The following is a 15,705-nucleotide window of genomic DNA, read 5'->3' on the forward strand; positions in this document are numbered from 1 at the left end:
GGCTCAAGCCGGGCCCACTGGCCGTTCGTCAGATCACCACGTCCCACAAGACGTGATCATCAACGAACAAGATCCACTTTCGCAACAGACCCTAGCCTCCGGCGGTCGGCCTCCGGCGGTCGGCGGTCGGCGTCTGCGGTACGGGTGGGGAGTGGCGCGAGTGTCCGGTGCCGCGCCGCCCTCATCGTCGGCGCGGGCGTGTCGCGCTCGCCGTGCCCTGGCCGGTCGGCCGGACCGCCCGCCGGCTCCGGCTCCCCGCCGGCTCCGGCCGGAGCCGGCGGGTCCGGCCAACGGATGGCTCCGTTGAACGGGCGGGTCCGCTGGGCTGGGGGACCCGGGTGACGCCGAGCCTCTTGGCTCGCGCCTCCCTTCACCCTGGAGGGCCGGCCCGGAGACGCCGCCACGCGGCCCACGTCCGCACGCTTCCGCCCACTCCCCAGGGCCCGTCACTCAGGTGGCCCTCGCGGAAACGCCCGCGCCTCCGTCCTCCGTGAGGATGCGGGCATGGGTATACGCATGCTCCACCACCGGACGGCACCGGCACGGGCAAGCACAGACGGACCCGCCCGCGTGCCACTCCCACCGGTCCCGGTCGTCGCGCCCGGCGCAAGTACCGGCCGCATCCCCACCACCCTCGCGACGGCCCTGCGGCGCACCGCGGCAGACCTCCGCCGCAGACTCGTCCACCGGGAACCGACCGCCGCGTCCCCGCGCGAGACGCCCGCCTGGCGTCTGTGGGCCGACCTGACCCGCGGTTACCTGGCGCTGGCCCTCACCCTGCTGCCGCGGTCACGTCCCGCACACACCTTCACCGTGTTCGTCGCGACCGCCGACACCCTCAGTGCGGGATCCGGCGGTTCGGCTCCCTACCGACGCCGGCCGAACTTCTGAGGACCGGAGCCGGACGCCACGCCCTGACCCCCACGGCGTACAGCAGCAAGCCCGGGACGAGCCCCGCGCCCGCCCCGAAGCACACCGTCGGGATCAGCTCCCAGGGCTTCGCGGTGGCACCCCAGTAGTCCCACCACCGGGTCGCCCGCTGCACGGCTCCGGCCACCGCACAGCCGCCCAGCACCGCCCCGGCCCACCACCGGTCCCGTACCGAGAGGACCGGGACGCCGAGCGGCTCGGCCCGGGGCGCCCGGCGCAGTGCGCGCACCAGGAACACGGCGATCACGACCGCCGCCACCGCGGACCCGCCGTACTGGAGGTACCAGTAGAGCGGCGAGCCCGCGATCTCCCGGCCCAGCACCGGGAACACCCGCATCCCCCAGCGGTCGAGGTGGGTGAACGCGTCCCACACCACATGCGTCAGCGCCCCCAGCACCGCCGACACGTACCACCGCGCCACCAGGGACGCCCCCACGCGCGCGCGTGGCGCCCCGCAGCGCAGCAGGGTGGCCGCGCGGCCCTGCCCGGCCCGCGGCAGCAGGGTCACCAGCGGCTCGCGGACCAGCAGCCACACCGCCACCAGCACCCAGGCGATGAGCACGTCGACCGTGAAGACGCCCGGGAAGGAGTGGGTGACGTCCCCGAACTCCATCGCCCCGGACAGGAAACTCGCCGCGTAGTAGGTCATGTCGGGCGAGAAGGAACCCGCCACCAGCGCGACAGGCACCAGCGGCCCCCGCCCGGTCCCGTCGCCCCGTACCGCCGGCAGCACGGCGACCGCATGACTGAGGGTGAACGGCGAGACAACTCCTCATATGGCCAACTGGTGAATATCGGGCACGAATGGGTGCCCGTGCAAAGCAAGTTGTCGTAGGGTCGCCTGCGGCACCGTACTGGTCGAACAGACGAGCACCGCGCGGGGAAAGTCGCGGTGCAACCGTTGACACGGACCGATCGTCACAACAGGGCGGGTACCACGGGCGAGCACAACAGCCGAAGACCGGTGAAGACAGACGGAGACGGACGCGCGGGCGTCCACGGGAGGGGTCACGCTATGGCGGCGCATTTCGACAGGAGGCTCCGCAAGGCGGCGGTCACCACCACCGTGGCGGCGGTCGCGGTCGCGGCCCTGTCCGCGTCCCAGGCTCCCAACGTGACGGCCGACGCCCACGGCAGACAGACCACCGCCGACAACGTGCCGACGTCCGACACGCCCTCCGAGGAGAGCGCCACCGGCAACTCGCCGTACTACACGGACCTGCCGCCGCTCGACAGCCCGAGCCCCGCCCCCACCATCGGTACCCCCGCCTCCCGGGGCCCGTCCGAGGCGGGCATCCCCGCGACGGTCCTCGACGCCTACAAGAAGGCCGAGTCGGCGCTGCGCCAGTCCAAGCCCGGCTGCAATCTGCCGTGGCAACTCCTCGCCGCCATCGGCAAGGTGGAGTCGGGCCAGGCACGCGGCGGTCGCGTCACCGCCGACGGCACCACCCTCAGCCCCATCATCGGCCCGCAGCTCGACGGCAACGGCTTCGCGCTCATCAAGGACACCGACAACGGCGTCCACGACGGCAACAGCAGCTACGACAACGCCGTCGGCCCCATGCAGTTCATCCCCTCCACCTGGGCCTGGGCGGGCCGCGACGGCAACGCCGACGGCAAGGAGGACCCCAACAACATCTACGACGCCGCTCTCTCCGCCGGCCACTACCTGTGCCGCTTCGACTGGGACCTGTCCACCCAGGCCGACCTCAACCGGGCGATCCTCAGCTACAACAACTCGCAGGACTACCTGCACACCGTCCTGTCCTGGCTGGAGCACTACCGCAAGGGCACCCACGAGATCCCCGACGGCACCGGCGCCCTGCCGGTGGACCGCAGCGACGACGACACCGACGTGAGCGGGCCCAGCCCCTCGCCCCGGGGACCGGGCGCGACCACCGGACCCCAGGCCCCCGGTACGACGCCGCCCAGTCCCAACCCCAGCCCCGAGAAGCCGGACAAGCCCATCCCGGCCGACGATCCCAAGGATCCCGGCACCGGCTCCCCGAGCCCCAAGCCGACCCCGACCGACCCGGAGACCCCGCCCGAGACCGAGACCCCCACGGACACGGTCCACCACCTGGAGAACGCCGGCACCGCGGGGCTCACGGCGATCGCGGGCGACACGTTCGACGAGAAGATCAGCACCCGCGCCGAGACCAAGGCCGGAAAGGCCGTCGGCAAGGTACGGATCCGCTTCACCGTCCTGGGCGACACCGACGCCACCTTCACCGGCGGGGACAAGTTCGCCGCGGTCACCACCAACGCCTCCGGCGTGGCCGTCGCGCCCGCCCTGGTGGCCGGTGAGAAGACCGGCGGGTTCACCGTCCGTGCCACCGTCGTCGGCCGCGCCGTCGCCGGCCTCGACTACAAGGCCACCGTCACCGAGCGCGTGGCCGACGTCCTCGCCCGCACCGACGACACCGCGCTGACCTGCACGCCGGGCGGCGAGTTCGCGGACCAGGTCGAGGTGAAGGCCACGTACAAGGGCGCCGCCGCGGACAAGGTCGCCGTCACCGCCACGCTCGTCAAGTCGGTGCTCGACCCGACCGAGAACGACAAGGGTCCCTACTTCAAGGACGCGGACGGCAAGGCCGTCCGCACCCTGACCGGCCTGAAGACCGACGCCAAGGGCCTGCTGAAGCTGCCGAAGCTGTACGCCGACAAGACCGCCGGCACGTTCGTGCTCCGCCTCACCACCGCGGGCGGCGCCACGCTCAACGTCCAGCTGAAGGTGGCCGAGGCCGAGGCCGAGCCGGAGCCGTCGCCGACCCCGTCCGGCGACGCCTCGCCGGACGCCTCGCCCAGCCCCTCCGCCGAGCCGTCGACCGAGCCGGACGCGTAGGCGCGACTCGCGCGGGAACGACCGAGGGCGCCCCTCCGCCGCGGCGGAAGGGCGCCCTCGTCACTTCCCGAGGCGCGCCTTCGTGTGTCGCGTCGGCTCCGCCGTGGCCGGGTCCTCGGGCCACGGATGCTTCGGGTACCGGCCGCGCAACTCCGCCCGCACGCCCTTGTAGCCGTCCTTCCAGAACGAGGCCAGGTCGGCGGTGACCGCGGCCGGGCGGCCCGCGGGCGAGAGGAGGTGGACGAGGAGCGGCACCCCGGCGACCTCGGGCGAGCGCTGGAGCCCGAACATCTCCTGCAACTTCACGGCCAGGACGGGCCGGCCCGGGTCGTCGTAGTCGATCCGGATCCTGGACCCACTGGGGACGACGATCCGTTCCGGGGCGAGTTCGTCGAGCCGCGCCGCCTCTCCGGAGGCCCAGGGCAGCAGCCTGGTCAGCGCCTGACCGGCGTCGATCCGCGCCAGGTCGGCCCGCCGCCGGGCCCGGCCCAGCTCGGGCTCCAGCCATTCGTCCACACGCGCGCGCAACGCGTCGTCGGAGACGTCCGGCCACGGCTCACCCAGCCGCCGCCGCAGAAAGGCGAGCCGCTTGCGCAGCACGTCCGCGTCGGCCGACCAGCGCAGCAGCCCGAGCCCTTCCTGCCGCAGCCCCTCCAGCAGCGCGTTCCGTACGAGACCGGAGTCGGCGCCGGCGAGCGGCCGGACGGTGAGCTCCACGGCCCCGAGCCGTTCGACACGCCGGGCCACGACGTCACCGTCGCCCCAGTGCACCTCGTCCCGTTCCTCCAGGAACGCCCCCGCGGCGAGCCGGGCCGTCCCCTCGTCGACGGCCGCCCCGAGCTGCACGCGCGCGTGCCCCTTCCCCACGGGCCGGTCGGCCACGGCCACGGCGATCCACGGCGCCCCGCGCAGCGCCGACGCCTCCGGCAGCTCCGCCCGGGTGCCGGAGACCATCAGGTACGAACCGCCGTCCTTCCTGGCCACCCGCTCGGGAAACGCCAGCGCGGCCACCAGCCCCGCGATGCTGTCGCTGGTGCCGTCCTGCGCCGGCCGACCGGTGCTCTCCGCGGCGGCTCGCAGGCGCCGCACCTCGGCCCGCCAACGCGCACCATAGGCATCTCCGCCACGCCGAGCGGCCCGCAGCGCGGCCACCAGATCGTCCCCGTACTCCCGCGGCGGCGCCTCACTGAGCAGAGCGACCACCTCCGCCACCGCAGGGGCGTCGCCCGCGCGGGAGGCGCCCGCACCGGCCGCCGTGCCGGCGCCCGAGGCGCCCCGGTCCGCACTCCCGGCACCGCGCGGGGTCGCGTGCGAGGCGGCCGCACGGGAGCCCGCGTCCGCGGGGCCTCCGCCGGAGACACCTCCACCGGTGGCCCCCGCGCCCGGCGCCCCCGCGTCGAGCAGCGCCCGCCCCAGCCGTGGATGCAGGCCCAGGCGGGCCAGTCGTACGCCCCGCGCGGTGGCCCGGCCGGAGGAGTCCACCGCGCCGACCGCCGTCAGTACCGACCGGGCCGCCGCCATCGCCCCGCCCGGCGGCGGATCGAGCAGGGCCAGCCCGGACGCGTCCGGATCGCCCCAGCAGGCCGCCTGCAACGCGAACGCCGTCAGGTCGGCCACCTTGATCTCCGGCGCGGGGAAGCGCGGCAGGCGGGCGTCCTCGGCCTCCGCCCAGCAGCGGTACACCGCGCCCGGCGCCTCACGTCCGGCCCGCCCTGCCCGCTGCCGCCCCGCGGCCCGGGAGGCCCGTACCGTCGTCAGCGCGCTCAGCCCCCGCGCGTGGTCCACCCGCGGCTCCCGGGCCAGCCCCGCGTCCACGACCACCCGCACGCCCGGAACCGTCAGCGACGACTCGGCCACCGAGGTCGCCAGCACCACCCGGCGCCGTACGCCGGGCGCCAGCACCGCGTCCTGCACGGCCGCCGGCGCCCGCCCGTGCACCTGGAGCACGTCGACGTCGTCCCCGATGCCCGTCAACTGTCCGGCGACCCGGGTGATCTCACCGACCCCCGGCAGGAAACACAGCACGTCCCCGTCCCGCTCGGCCAGCGCACGGCGCAGCACCGACGCCACGTGCGTGAGCAGTGCCGGATCCACCCGCATGCCGTGCGGCGGCCGGACCGGACGCGTCGGCGGCGCCCACACCACCTCCACGGGGTACGACACGCCCCGCGCCTCGACCACCGGCGCCCCGCCCAGCAGCCGGGCCCAGCCCTCCGCGTCGGTCGTCGCCGACGCGGCCACCAGACGCAGCTCCGGCCGCAGCGCCTGCCGGACGTCCCACAGGAACGCCGCCGTCGTGTCCGCGTCCAGGTGCCGCTCGTGGCACTCGTCGAGCACCACCACGTCGACGCCCGTCAGCTCCTGGTCCCGCTGGAGCCGCTGCAACAGCACGCCGGTCGTGACGACCTCCACGCGCGCGTGCCGCCCGACGACCCGCTCACCGCGCACGGTGTACCCGACGCTCGCGCCGGGCTTCTCACCCAGCAGCCACGCCATCCGCCGGGCCGCCGCACGCGCCGCGATCCGCCGCGGCTCGGCCACGACCACACGCCGCTCGGGCCCCTCGCCCAGCAGTCCGGCCAGGGCGAGCGGCACCAGCGTCGTCTTGCCGGTGCCGGGCGGCGCGACCAGCACCGCGGTGCCGTGCCCCTCCAGGGCGTCGCGCAGAGCGGGCAGGGCACCGCGTACGGGCAGGGCGTCCAGGGCGTCGTAACGGATCACGCCCCCAGTGTCGTACGCCGGCGAGAGCACCTTCCACGCGCGCGTGGAGGGGGCTGCAGCGGAACCACCCCCCACGCGCGCGTGGACACGCGACAGATTGCGCACGCGACAGATTGGGTGCGGCTCAGTCGCGCTCGCACACGAAGATCGCAGTCCCCGGGATCAGGTGGCCCCGCAGCGGCGACCAGCCGCCCCACTCGGACGTGTTCCAGTCCGGCCACTCCGGCTCCACGAGGTCCACCAGCCGGAACCCCGACGTCACCACGTCCCGGACACGGTCGCCGAGCGTCCTGTGGTGCTCGACGTACACCGCGCGGCCCTCGTCGTCCTGCTCGACGTACGGCGTGCGGTCGAAGTAGGAGGCGGACACCGACAGCCCCTCGGGGCCCGGCTCGTCCGGGAGCGCCCAGCGCAGCGGGTGCGTGACGGAGAAGACGAAGCGGCCCCCGGGCCGCAGCACCCGGCGGACCTCCCGCAGCACCAGCCGCGGGTCGGCGACGAAGGGCAGCGCCCCGTACGCCGAGCACGCCAGGTCGAAGGAGCCGTCCGCGAAGGGCAGCACGGTCGCGTCGGCACAGACCAGGGGGAACGAGCCGCCGATGCGCAGGGCGTGCTGGAGCTGGCGGTGGGAGAGGTCCAGGGCCACCGGACGGGCACCCTGGGCGGTCAGCCAGCGCGAGCACTGGGCGGCGCCGGCACCGATCTCCAGGACGTCCTTGTCCTTCAGGTCCTCCACCGGGCCGAGCAGCTCGGCCTCCACCTCGTCCAGGCCCTCGGGACACCACACGAAGCGGTCGTCGCCGAGGAAGGTGCCGTGCTCGACCTGGTACTCGTCCGCGTTCCGGTCCCACCAGCCACGGTTGGCGCGGGAGCTTTCCGTGACACCGGCGGCACGCCGGGTGGCCTCGGGCTCCATCCCTGCGGCTTCGGACGTTTCGGGCTCTTGGATGACCGGCTCCCTCGTACTAGTCTGCGGCTCTTCACGCAGCCGGTCCCGCGTGTCACCAAGGGGGCCTCTGTGGGTCCGCGTGGCCTCGGGAGACGGCTTTTGTGCCGGGTATGCGACGATCTGTCCCGGGTGTGCGGCTTCGCGCATTGACCCTGCCCGGCTGCCCCCGTATGCTACAAGTTGCGCTGCGGGCCTGCGCACCTCAGACGTAGCAGGTCGCGCTCGCATCTGTTGTATGTCCCCTCGGTTCTCGAGGTGTCACCCCTGGTTTGGGTGACACTTCCTTGGCTGTCCGGCTTCTGCAGAGCGAAACGGGCTCCCGGCGTAAGCAGTACCTACGACTTCAATGTCCGTACCGGAGCCCTTTCCCACATGACGAGCAGCACCGAGACCACCGCCACCACCCCGCAGGTTGCGGTCAACGACATCGGTAACGAGGAAGCCTTCCTCGCCGCGATCGACGAGACGATCAAGTACTTCAACGACGGCGACATCGTCGACGGCGTCATCGTGAAGGTCGACCGGGACGAGGTCCTGCTCGACATCGGTTACAAGACCGAAGGTGTCATCCCGAGCCGCGAGCTCTCGATCAAGCACGACGTCGACCCCAACGAGGTCGTCGCCGTCGGTGACGAGATCGAGGCCCTTGTTCTCCAGAAGGAGGACAAGGAAGGCCGCCTGATCCTCTCGAAGAAGCGCGCCCAGTACGAGCGTGCCTGGGGCACCATCGAGAAGATCAAGGAAGAGGACGGCATCGTCACCGGTACCGTCATCGAGGTCGTCAAGGGTGGTCTCATCCTCGACATCGGCCTCCGCGGCTTCCTCCCGGCCTCCCTGGTCGAGATGCGCCGTGTTCGCGACCTCCAGCCCTACGTGGGCAAGGAGCTCGAGGCGAAGATCATCGAGCTGGACAAGAACCGCAACAACGTGGTCCTGTCCCGCCGTGCCTGGCTGGAGCAGACCCAGTCCGAGGTCCGCCAGACGTTCCTCACGACCCTCCAGAAGGGTCAGGTCCGTTCCGGCGTCGTCTCCTCGATCGTCAACTTCGGTGCCTTCGTGGACCTGGGTGGCGTCGACGGTCTGGTCCACGTCTCCGAGCTCTCCTGGAAGCACATCGACCACCCGTCCGAGGTTGTCGAGGTCGGCCAGGAAGTCACCGTCGAGGTCCTCGACGTGGACATGGACCGCGAGCGCGTCTCCCTGTCGCTGAAGGCGACCCAGGAAGACCCGTGGCAGCAGTTCGCCCGCACCCACCAGATCGGCCAGGTCGTGCCCGGCAAGGTCACGAAGCTGGTGCCGTTCGGTGCGTTCGTCCGCGTGGACGAGGGCATCGAGGGTCTGGTCCACATCTCCGAGCTGGCCGAGCGCCACGTGGAGATCCCGGAGCAGGTCGTCCAGGTCAACGACGAGATCTTCGTCAAGGTCATCGACATCGACCTCGAGCGCCGCCGCATCAGCCTCTCGCTGAAGCAGGCCAACGAGGCCTTCGGTGCCGACCCGTCGGTGGTCGAGTTCGACCCGACCCTGTACGGCATGGCCGCGTCCTACGACGACCAGGGCAACTACATCTACCCCGAGGGCTTCGACCCCGAGACCAACGACTGGCTCGAGGGCTACGAGACCCAGCGCGAGGCGTGGGAGACCCAGTACGCCGAGGCGCAGCAGCGCTTCGAGCAGCACCAGGCGCAGGTCATCAAGTCCCGCGAGGCGGACGAGAAGGCCGCTGCCGAGGGTGTCGACACCGCGGGTGCGGCTCCGGCCGCGTCCGCCGGCGGTGGCGGCGGCGGTGGCTCGTACTCCTCCGAGGGCGGCGACAACTCCGGCGCCCTGGCGTCGGACGAGGCGCTGGCCGCGCTGCGCGAGAAGCTGGCCGGCGGCCAGAGCTGAGCGCAGGCTGAGCAGGAGCTCCTCATCGAGCGGTAGCTCGTGAACCGAGGGCCCGCACCCTTCCCGGGGTGCGGGCCCTCGGCGCGTTCGGCGACGCCGGGCGGGAACGCGGACGGGGAATGCCCGGGCCAGGACCCGTGTTGTGCAGTACGAACACCAGGAGGGGAGCGGTCACTGTGCTTGATCCGCAGGGTTTGTACGCATGGGAGCCGAAGGGCTTGGCCGTCGTCGACATGGCACTCGCCCAGGAGTCGGCGGGACTGATCATGCTGTACCACTTCGACGGATACATCGACGCCGGCGAGACCGGCGACCAGATCGTCGACCAGGTGCTCGACTCGCTGCCTCACCAGGTCGTCGCCCGCTTCGACCACGACCGGCTCGTGGACTACCGGGCGCGCCGCCCGCTGCTGACCTTCAAGCGGGACACCTGGACGGACTACGAGGAACCCGCCATCGAGGTGCGCGTCGTCCAGGACGCCACCGGGGCCCCGTTCCTGCTGCTGTCGGGCCCCGAGCCGGACGTCGAGTGGGAACGCTTCGCCGCGGCCGTCGGGCAGATCGTCGAGCGGCTCGGTGTCCGCCTCGCGGTCAACTTCCACGGCATCCCCATGGGCGTCCCGCACACCCGCCCCGTCGGCATCACCCCGCACGGCAACCGCGCCGAGTTGGTGCCGGGCCACAGCAGCCCCTTCGAGGAGGCGCAGGTCCCCGGCAGCGCCGAGGCACTCGTCGAGTACCGGCTCATGCAGGCCGGCCACGAGGTGCTGGGCGTGGCCGCGCACGTCCCGCACTACATCGCCCGCTCCCCGTACCCGGACGCGGCGCTGACCGTCCTGGAGGCGATCACCGCGGCGACCGGCCTGGTCCTGCCGGGCATCGCGCACTCCCTGCGCACGGACGCCCTCCGCACCCAGACGGAGATCGACCGGCAGATCCAGGAGGGCGACGAGGAACTCACCGCCCTCATCCAGGGCCTGGAGCACCAGTACGACGCGGCCGCGGGAGCCGAGACCCGCGGCAACATGCTCGCCGAGCCCGTCGAGATCCCGTCGGCGGACGAGATCGGCCGCGAGTTCGAACGGTTCCTGGCGGAGCGGGAGGGCGACAACTGACGCCCCCTGGGCGGCCCGGTAGGAAGGCCGTCACCGGCAGGCCCTAGGCTTCCGCTCATGCTGAAGGTGGGCCTGACCGGCGGGATCGGCGCCGGCAAGAGCGAGGTGTCGCGGCTGCTCGTCGAGTACGGCGCCGTACTGATCGACGCGGACCGGATCGCGCGCGAGGTCGTCGCGCCGGGTACCCCGGGGCTCGCGGCGGTCGTGGAGGCGTTCGGCGAGGACGTGCTCTCCGACGACGGCAGCCTGGACCGGCCGAAACTCGGTTCGATCGTGTTCGCCGACCCGGAGAAACTGGCCGCGCTGAACTCGATCGTGCACCCCCTGGTCGGCGACCGGTCCCGTGCCCTCGAAGAGGCCGCCGCCGAGGACGCCGTCGTCGTTCACGACGTTCCGCTGCTCACGGAGAACGGCCTGGCACCGCTGTACGACGTCGTGGTCGTCGTGGACGCCCAGCCCGCCACTCAGCTCGACCGGCTGGTACGGCTGCGCGGCATGACCGAGCAGGACGCGCGCGCGCGGATGGCCGCCCAGGCGACGCGCGAGCAGCGCCGGGAGATCGCGGACCTGGTCATCGACAACGACGTACCGCTGGACGAGCTGCGGCGCCGCGTGGCAGAGGTGTGGGCCGAGCTGACGCGCAAGGCGCACGCGCCGCGCTGAGCGCCCTGGCGCCTCCGGAGGCTTCGGTCGCTCCACCCGGCCCAGGAATAGCGGCCCCCGAGCGGGCGTTGATCCCTTTCAGTGAGGGAAGGACTCTGCCGTGCCCGAGACCAGCGGTTCGACCGGACGTACTCCGGAGACGGATGTCATCGACTTCCGTGCCGCCGAGCAACTGCTCGCGGCGCGGGACCCGCGGGGCGCGGTGAAACTGCTCGACGGGGTCATCGCCGCGCATCCGGAGAGCACCGCCGCTCGGTTGCTGCGCGCGCGTGCCTTCTTCGCGGCGGCACAACTGAGAGCGGCCGAGCTGGAGTTCACCATCGTCCTGGAGCGTGAGCCGGACAACGCGTTCGCGCACTTCGCACTCGCCCGCACCTATGAGCGGCGGGGGTGCCCCGACCAGGCCCGGCGCCACTTCCGGCTGGCGGCGGCTCTGGATCCGAATCCGGAGTATCTGCAGCAGGCGCGGTTCGACTCCTGACGGTCAGCTCCTCGGCGGCCGGTACGGCGGTATGTCCGGCCCGGGCTGGTAGTGCGGGCCCTGGCGGATGTGCCGGAGGATCACGGTCAGGTCGACCGTGACGACGAGCCACAACACTCCGCACGCGACGGCCCACCCCGGTCGCCCGGCGAGCGCGAACGCGGCCGTTCCGAAGGTCGCCCAGGCCAGCCCCCAAAGGCTCAGCCAGAAACGCGCCCGCAGGGCACTGCGCGCGGTGGCCGGTTCACTCCCGGTGCGCATCGGATCACCACTCCTGTGGAAAACGTACTCCGGGAGACGACGAGGGGGAAACGAGCCGTGCCACAGAACCGCCCCGCCCTGCCGGACGCCGACGACCTGCCCGACGTACTGCTCGACCTGGCGGTCCCGCACGAGGACATCAACGCACTGGTGGGACTGCGCGGCGGAGTGACGCGTGATGCCGACACGGCGCGGCTGCTGGAGGAGTGCGTCCGGGAACTGGTGCGGGACCTCGGGGAGCCGGCCGCGCACCCGGAGGACGTGCGGCGCTTCGGGGAGCGGCTGGCCGAGGCGCCTCGGGCGCTGGGCGGGTACTTCGCCGCGTACGTGTTCGTCGCGGCGCTGCCGTACACCCGTGCCTACCACCGGGAGCGCGGCATCCCGGCCGAGACCACCCGGCACACCCTCGCCGACCTGGGGCGGAACATGACGAGCCACCGCAGGCGGCACGGCACGGGCGGAGTGCGGGTCCCACGGTGGCTGGTGCACCACTTCCGGGGAGAGCTGTACCAGCTGGGGCGGCTGCAGTTCGAACGGGCCGCCATCGGGCAGCGCACCGCGCCGGTGCTGCGGGCGGCAGGGATGGACGCGGTGCCGGGCGAGCCCTGCCTGAACCTGCACGTCCCCGACTACCGCGGGCCGCTGACACCGGCCGCCTGCGACCGCTCGCTCGGCCTCGCCAGGGAGTTCTTCCGCCGGCACTTCCCCGAGGAGCCGCATCGTGCCGCGACGTGCCACTCCTGGCTCCTCGACCCGCAGCTGAAGCGGTACCTGGCCGCCGACTCCAACATCGTCCGGTTCCAGGAGCGCTTCCGGGCGGTCCGGGACACCGAGGCCGCCGACGAGGAGCCTGTCCGCTTCGTCTTCGGGAACCCTCACCTGCCGGTCGAGGGGCTGCCGCGGCGCACCTCGGTGGAACGGGCCGTCGGGGACCATCTGCGGGCGGGCGGCCACTGGTACACCGGGCACGGCTGGTTTCCGTTCTGACGGTAGGTCCCCTTCACTCGGTCGGGTGAACCGGTGCCGGGTGGGAACGGGTGTGCGGGGGCAGCCCGTTGGACGGGCATGGAGCTGAAAATGCGAGAGGGACACCAGGGGACGGGGCCCGGAGCCATCACCCCGGACGGCTGCGCGGTCGAGCTCTATTCGAGACTGCCCGCCGGAGCCGAGCCGGACATCGTCGCCGCCGCCGTGCCCGAGGGGGCGCGCATCCTGGAGCTGGGCAGTGGTGTGGGGCGCATGACCCATCCACTGCTGGAGCGGGGGTTCGCCGTGACCGCGGTGGACGAGTCCGCCGCGATGCTGGAGCACGTGCGCGGGGCGCGGACGATACGCAGCCCGATCGAGGACCTGGACCTGGGCGAGAGCTTCGACGTGGTGATGCTGGCGTCGTTCCTCGTGCACACCGGGGACGCCGAGGTGAGCCGCGGATTGCTGCGCACCTGTGCCCGCCATGTCACGGAGGACGGCTGTGTACTGATCCAGCGGGAGGGCGAGGACTACCACACGAACCTGCCGCGTGAGCGGGTGGACCCCAGCGGCTTCACCGTGCGGATCGTGTCGTCGGAGCCGGTCGGGGACGGGGTCAACGCGGTGCACGCGGAGTACGAGTTCCCGGACGCGGTCTGGACACAGACGTTCCGGGCCCGGCCGCTGTCCAAGGAACAGTTCGAGGAGGCACTGGGGGAGGCGGGACTCGCTGTGGACCGGTATCTGACCGACGACGGGACGTGGGTGAGGGCGGTTCCCGTGGCCCGGAGGTAGCGGATCGGCGATGAGTTCCGGGCGGGCGAGCGGTCTGAATACCTGACTGCATCACGGACCGCTCAGCTCAGGAGACCTTCATGTCCGAGACCGCCGTTTCCACCGCCACCGCAACCGCCGCCACCGCGGCCACTGCTTCCCCGACCTCCGCGGCCACTGCTTCCGCGACCTTCGCCACGTCGAACCGGGGACGCGGCGCCCGGATCGCCCTGCGGGCGGTGCAGGTGCTCCTCGCGCTGTTCTTCGCCGTCGCGAGCGCCGCGCCCAAGCTGGTCGCGCACTCCTCGGCGGCGGAGTCCTTCGCCGAGATGGGCTGGGGCAACGCGGGCATGTACGCCATCGGCGTCCTCGAACTGGCCGGAGCGATCGCCCTGTTCATTCCGGCGCTGCAATCGGTGGCGGCGACGGCCCTGAGCGCGCTGATGGTGGGCGCGTTCGTCGTCCAGCTCACCTACTTCGACGGAGAGCATGCCGCGACACCGCTCGTCCTGATGGTGCCGCTCCTGGTCATCGCCTGGGCCCGCCGCGGGCACAACGAGGAACTGCTCCGCCTGGCACGACGCGGGCGTGTCTGACCACCCGTGGACGGTGCGGGTGTTCAGGGCCTGTTCTCGGCATCGCGCCGGGCCTGGCTCAGGCCCTCCAGCCCGCGCAGGCGTTCCAGCTCGCGACGGTCTCGCTTGGTGGGGCGGCCGGCGCCGCGGTCGCGGATGCCGGCCGGGGCGACGGCCTCGCGCGGCGGGGGCGGCGGGGAGTTGTCGACGTAGCACTGGACGGCGACCGGGGCTCCGACGCGCTTGCGGATCAGCCGCTTCACGACGACTACGCGTTCCCGGCCCTCGTGCCGCAGGCGCACCTCGTCTCCGACGCGCAGCGAGTACGCGGGTTTCACCCGCTCGCCGTTCACCCGGACATGGCCGCCTTTGCAGGCGGTCGCGCCGAGGGATCGGGTCTTGACGAGGCGCACGGCCCAGATCCAGCTGTCCACGCGGACGCTCCCGCCGTTCTGCGGTCCGGCCGCCTCGGCGGCGGCGATCGCGGCGGCGGTCTTCGGATCCGGGGACAGGGTGGCGGCAGCTGTGCCGTCGGTCTTGTCACCGTTCTTCTCGTCGGCCTTCGTGCCGGCCTTGGCCCCGGTGGTGTCCTGTGGGTCGGCCGCCCCGCCGTTCCTGCCCTCGTCATGCTCGGAAGCCATGGCTCGACCCTAACCGTTCGGCCGGGCGGGAGGGGCTCCTATTTCCGCGGTCCCGGCGCTGTAGCGCGCCGTCGCGGTCGCCAGTGGCCGGGGGCCGAGAGCCGGGCACCGAGGCCGGTGGTCTTACGGTGGAGGCATGGACACCAGCGGCCTCTCCGTACTCGACCAGCGGATCGCGGGGTGCCGGGCCTGCCCGAGGCTGGTCGACTGGCGGGAGGAGGTGGCCCGCACCAAGCGGGCGGCCTTCGCCGACTGGACGTACTGGGGCCGGCCGGTGCCGGGCTTCGGTCCGCCGGACGCGCGTCTGCTGATCGTCGGGCTCGCCCCCGCGGCCCACGGCGGCAACCGCACCGGCCGGATGTTCACCGGCGACCGCTCCGGAGACGTGCTGTACCAGGCGCTGTACGACGTGGGTCTCGCCTCGCAGCCCACCGCGGTCTCCGCCGACGACGGCCTGGAACTGTACGGCGTGCGTGTCACCTCGCCGGTGCACTGCGCCCCGCCCGCCAACAAACCCACCCCCACCGAGCGCGACACCTGCCGTTCCTGGCTCGTCCAGGAACTGGGTCTGCTGCGGCCGACGCTGCGGACCGTGGTGGTACTCGGCGCCTTCGGCTGGCAGGCGGCGCTGCCCGCGTTCGCCGAGGCGGGCTGGACGGTGCCCCGGCCCCGCCCCGCCTTCACGCACGGCGGGCACGTCACACTGGACGCCTCTGACGGGCCCGGCCTGCATCTTTTCGGCTGCTTCCACGTCAGCCAGCGCAACACCTTCACCGGCCGTCTCACACCCGAGATGCTCCGGGACGTGCTGCGCACGGCGGCCGAGACGGCGGGGCTGCCCAAGGTGTAGGGGCCCACGGCGTAAAGGGGGTGAACGTCCCGGGCCGACGGCGT

The 15,705-nt window shown here is 72.7% G+C and carries 15 protein-coding genes; 10 read left to right on the forward strand and 5 right to left on the reverse strand.

Annotated elements, in window-relative coordinates; genetic code table 11:
- Positions 1-570 precede the first annotated feature (570 nt).
- Complete coding sequence (locus ACFW48_RS36490) at positions 571-891, forward strand: hypothetical protein (protein ID WP_386322638.1); 321 nt, start codon at positions 571-573, stop codon at positions 889-891.
- Here ACFW48_RS36490 and ACFW48_RS36495 read toward each other — a convergent pair.
- Positions 839-1,663, reverse strand: coding sequence for a DUF4184 family protein (locus ACFW48_RS36495; RefSeq protein ID WP_386322640.1), 825 nt, complete (start codon positions 1,661-1,663; stop codon positions 839-841). The two genes, ACFW48_RS36490 and ACFW48_RS36495, sit on opposite strands and share 53 nt — an antisense overlap.
- Before the next feature lie 282 nt (positions 1,664-1,945).
- Between ACFW48_RS36495 and ACFW48_RS36500 the strand changes: the two genes are divergently transcribed.
- Positions 1,946-3,775, forward strand: coding sequence for a lytic murein transglycosylase (locus tag ACFW48_RS36500; RefSeq protein WP_386322642.1), 1,830 nt, complete (start codon positions 1,946-1,948; stop codon positions 3,773-3,775).
- 60 nt (positions 3,776-3,835) lie between these two features.
- Here the strand turns inward: ACFW48_RS36500 and ACFW48_RS36505 are convergent, their stop codons facing one another.
- Both ACFW48_RS36505 and ACFW48_RS36510 read right to left on the reverse strand, forming a co-directional pair.
- The gene (locus ACFW48_RS36505; RefSeq protein ID WP_386322644.1) at positions 3,836-6,496 is read right to left on the reverse strand and encodes an ATP-dependent RNA helicase; all 2,661 of its coding nucleotides are present in this window, start codon (positions 6,494-6,496) and stop codon (positions 3,836-3,838) included.
- A gap of 124 nt (positions 6,497-6,620) precedes the next feature.
- Entirely contained in the window at positions 6,621-7,673 is a 1,053-nt protein-coding gene (locus ACFW48_RS36510) for a class I SAM-dependent methyltransferase (protein WP_386322646.1), read from the reverse strand.
- A gap of 144 nt (positions 7,674-7,817) precedes the next feature.
- Between ACFW48_RS36510 and rpsA the strand changes: the two genes are divergently transcribed.
- The 4 genes from rpsA (at position 7,818) to ACFW48_RS36530 (ending at position 11,591) form a co-directional block, all read left to right on the forward strand.
- Positions 7,818-9,332, forward strand: coding sequence for a 30S ribosomal protein S1 (gene rpsA / locus ACFW48_RS36515; RefSeq protein ID WP_386322648.1), 1,515 nt, complete (start codon positions 7,818-7,820; stop codon positions 9,330-9,332).
- A 176-nt stretch (positions 9,333-9,508) separates the two neighbouring features.
- A complete protein-coding gene (locus tag ACFW48_RS36520) occupies positions 9,509-10,447 on the forward strand; it encodes a PAC2 family protein (RefSeq protein ID WP_386322650.1) in 939 nt (312 codons plus the stop codon).
- Between the two features lie 57 nt (positions 10,448-10,504).
- Positions 10,505-11,110, forward strand: coding sequence for a dephospho-CoA kinase (gene coaE / locus ACFW48_RS36525; protein ID WP_386322652.1), 606 nt, complete (start codon positions 10,505-10,507; stop codon positions 11,108-11,110).
- 100 nt (positions 11,111-11,210) lie between these two features.
- A complete protein-coding gene (locus ACFW48_RS36530; protein ID WP_121746472.1) occupies positions 11,211-11,591 on the forward strand; it encodes a tetratricopeptide repeat protein in 381 nt (126 codons plus the stop codon).
- Between the two features lie 3 nt (positions 11,592-11,594).
- Here ACFW48_RS36530 and ACFW48_RS36535 read toward each other — a convergent pair whose 3' ends face one another.
- Positions 11,595-11,852, reverse strand: a complete 258-nt coding sequence (locus tag ACFW48_RS36535) for a DUF6343 family protein (protein ID WP_386322654.1) — start codon at positions 11,850-11,852, stop codon at positions 11,595-11,597.
- A gap of 57 nt (positions 11,853-11,909) precedes the next feature.
- Between ACFW48_RS36535 and ACFW48_RS36540 the strand changes: the two genes are divergently transcribed.
- From ACFW48_RS36540 to ACFW48_RS36550, 3 genes are all read left to right on the forward strand, one after another.
- The gene (locus tag ACFW48_RS36540; RefSeq protein WP_386322656.1) at positions 11,910-12,839 is read left to right on the forward strand and encodes an acyltransferase domain-containing protein; all 930 of its coding nucleotides are present in this window, start codon (positions 11,910-11,912) and stop codon (positions 12,837-12,839) included.
- 90 nt (positions 12,840-12,929) lie between these two features.
- Positions 12,930-13,616 carry a class I SAM-dependent methyltransferase gene (locus tag ACFW48_RS36545; RefSeq protein WP_386322658.1) on the forward strand — a complete coding sequence of 229 codons (687 nt, stop codon included), beginning with the start codon at positions 12,930-12,932 and terminating at the stop codon, positions 13,614-13,616.
- Between the two features lie 80 nt (positions 13,617-13,696).
- A complete protein-coding gene (locus ACFW48_RS36550) occupies positions 13,697-14,191 on the forward strand; it encodes a DoxX family protein (RefSeq protein ID WP_386322659.1) in 495 nt (164 codons plus the stop codon).
- A 23-nt stretch (positions 14,192-14,214) separates the two neighbouring features.
- Here the strand turns inward: ACFW48_RS36550 and ACFW48_RS36555 are convergent, their stop codons facing one another.
- A complete protein-coding gene (locus ACFW48_RS36555) occupies positions 14,215-14,811 on the reverse strand; it encodes an RNA-binding S4 domain-containing protein (RefSeq protein WP_386322661.1) in 597 nt (198 codons plus the stop codon).
- A 136-nt stretch (positions 14,812-14,947) separates the two neighbouring features.
- Between ACFW48_RS36555 and ACFW48_RS36560 the strand changes: the two genes are divergently transcribed.
- Entirely contained in the window at positions 14,948-15,661 is a 714-nt protein-coding gene (locus ACFW48_RS36560) for a uracil-DNA glycosylase (protein WP_386322662.1), read from the forward strand.
- Positions 15,662-15,705: the final 44 nt, after the last annotated feature.

The sequence above is a fragment of the Streptomyces sp. NPDC058812 genome, from assembly GCF_042744565.1.
Classification (GTDB): Bacteria; Actinomycetota; Actinomycetes; order Streptomycetales; family Streptomycetaceae; genus Streptomyces; species Streptomyces thinghirensis.

Coding starts and splice junctions, on each gene's coding strand:
- rpsA (WP_386322648.1), top strand. CDS start 7,818: ATGACGAGCAGCACCGAGACCACCGCCACCACCCCGCAGGTTGCGGTC.
- coaE (WP_386322652.1), top strand. CDS start 10,505: ATGCTGAAGGTGGGCCTGACCGGCGGGATCGGCGCCGGCAAGAGCGAG.
- ACFW48_RS36510 (WP_386322646.1), bottom strand. CDS start 7,673: ATGCGAGCGCGACCTGCTACGTCTGAGGTGCGCAGGCCCGCAGCGCAA.
- ACFW48_RS36560 (WP_386322662.1), top strand. CDS start 14,948: ATGGACACCAGCGGCCTCTCCGTACTCGACCAGCGGATCGCGGGGTGC.
- ACFW48_RS36550 (WP_386322659.1), top strand. CDS start 13,697: ATGTCCGAGACCGCCGTTTCCACCGCCACCGCAACCGCCGCCACCGCG.
- ACFW48_RS36500 (WP_386322642.1), top strand. CDS start 1,946: ATGGCGGCGCATTTCGACAGGAGGCTCCGCAAGGCGGCGGTCACCACC.
- ACFW48_RS36555 (WP_386322661.1), bottom strand. CDS start 14,811: ATGGCTTCCGAGCATGACGAGGGCAGGAACGGCGGGGCGGCCGACCCA.
- ACFW48_RS36535 (WP_386322654.1), bottom strand. CDS start 11,852: ATGCGCACCGGGAGTGAACCGGCCACCGCGCGCAGTGCCCTGCGGGCG.
- ACFW48_RS36545 (WP_386322658.1), top strand. CDS start 12,930: ATGCGAGAGGGACACCAGGGGACGGGGCCCGGAGCCATCACCCCGGAC.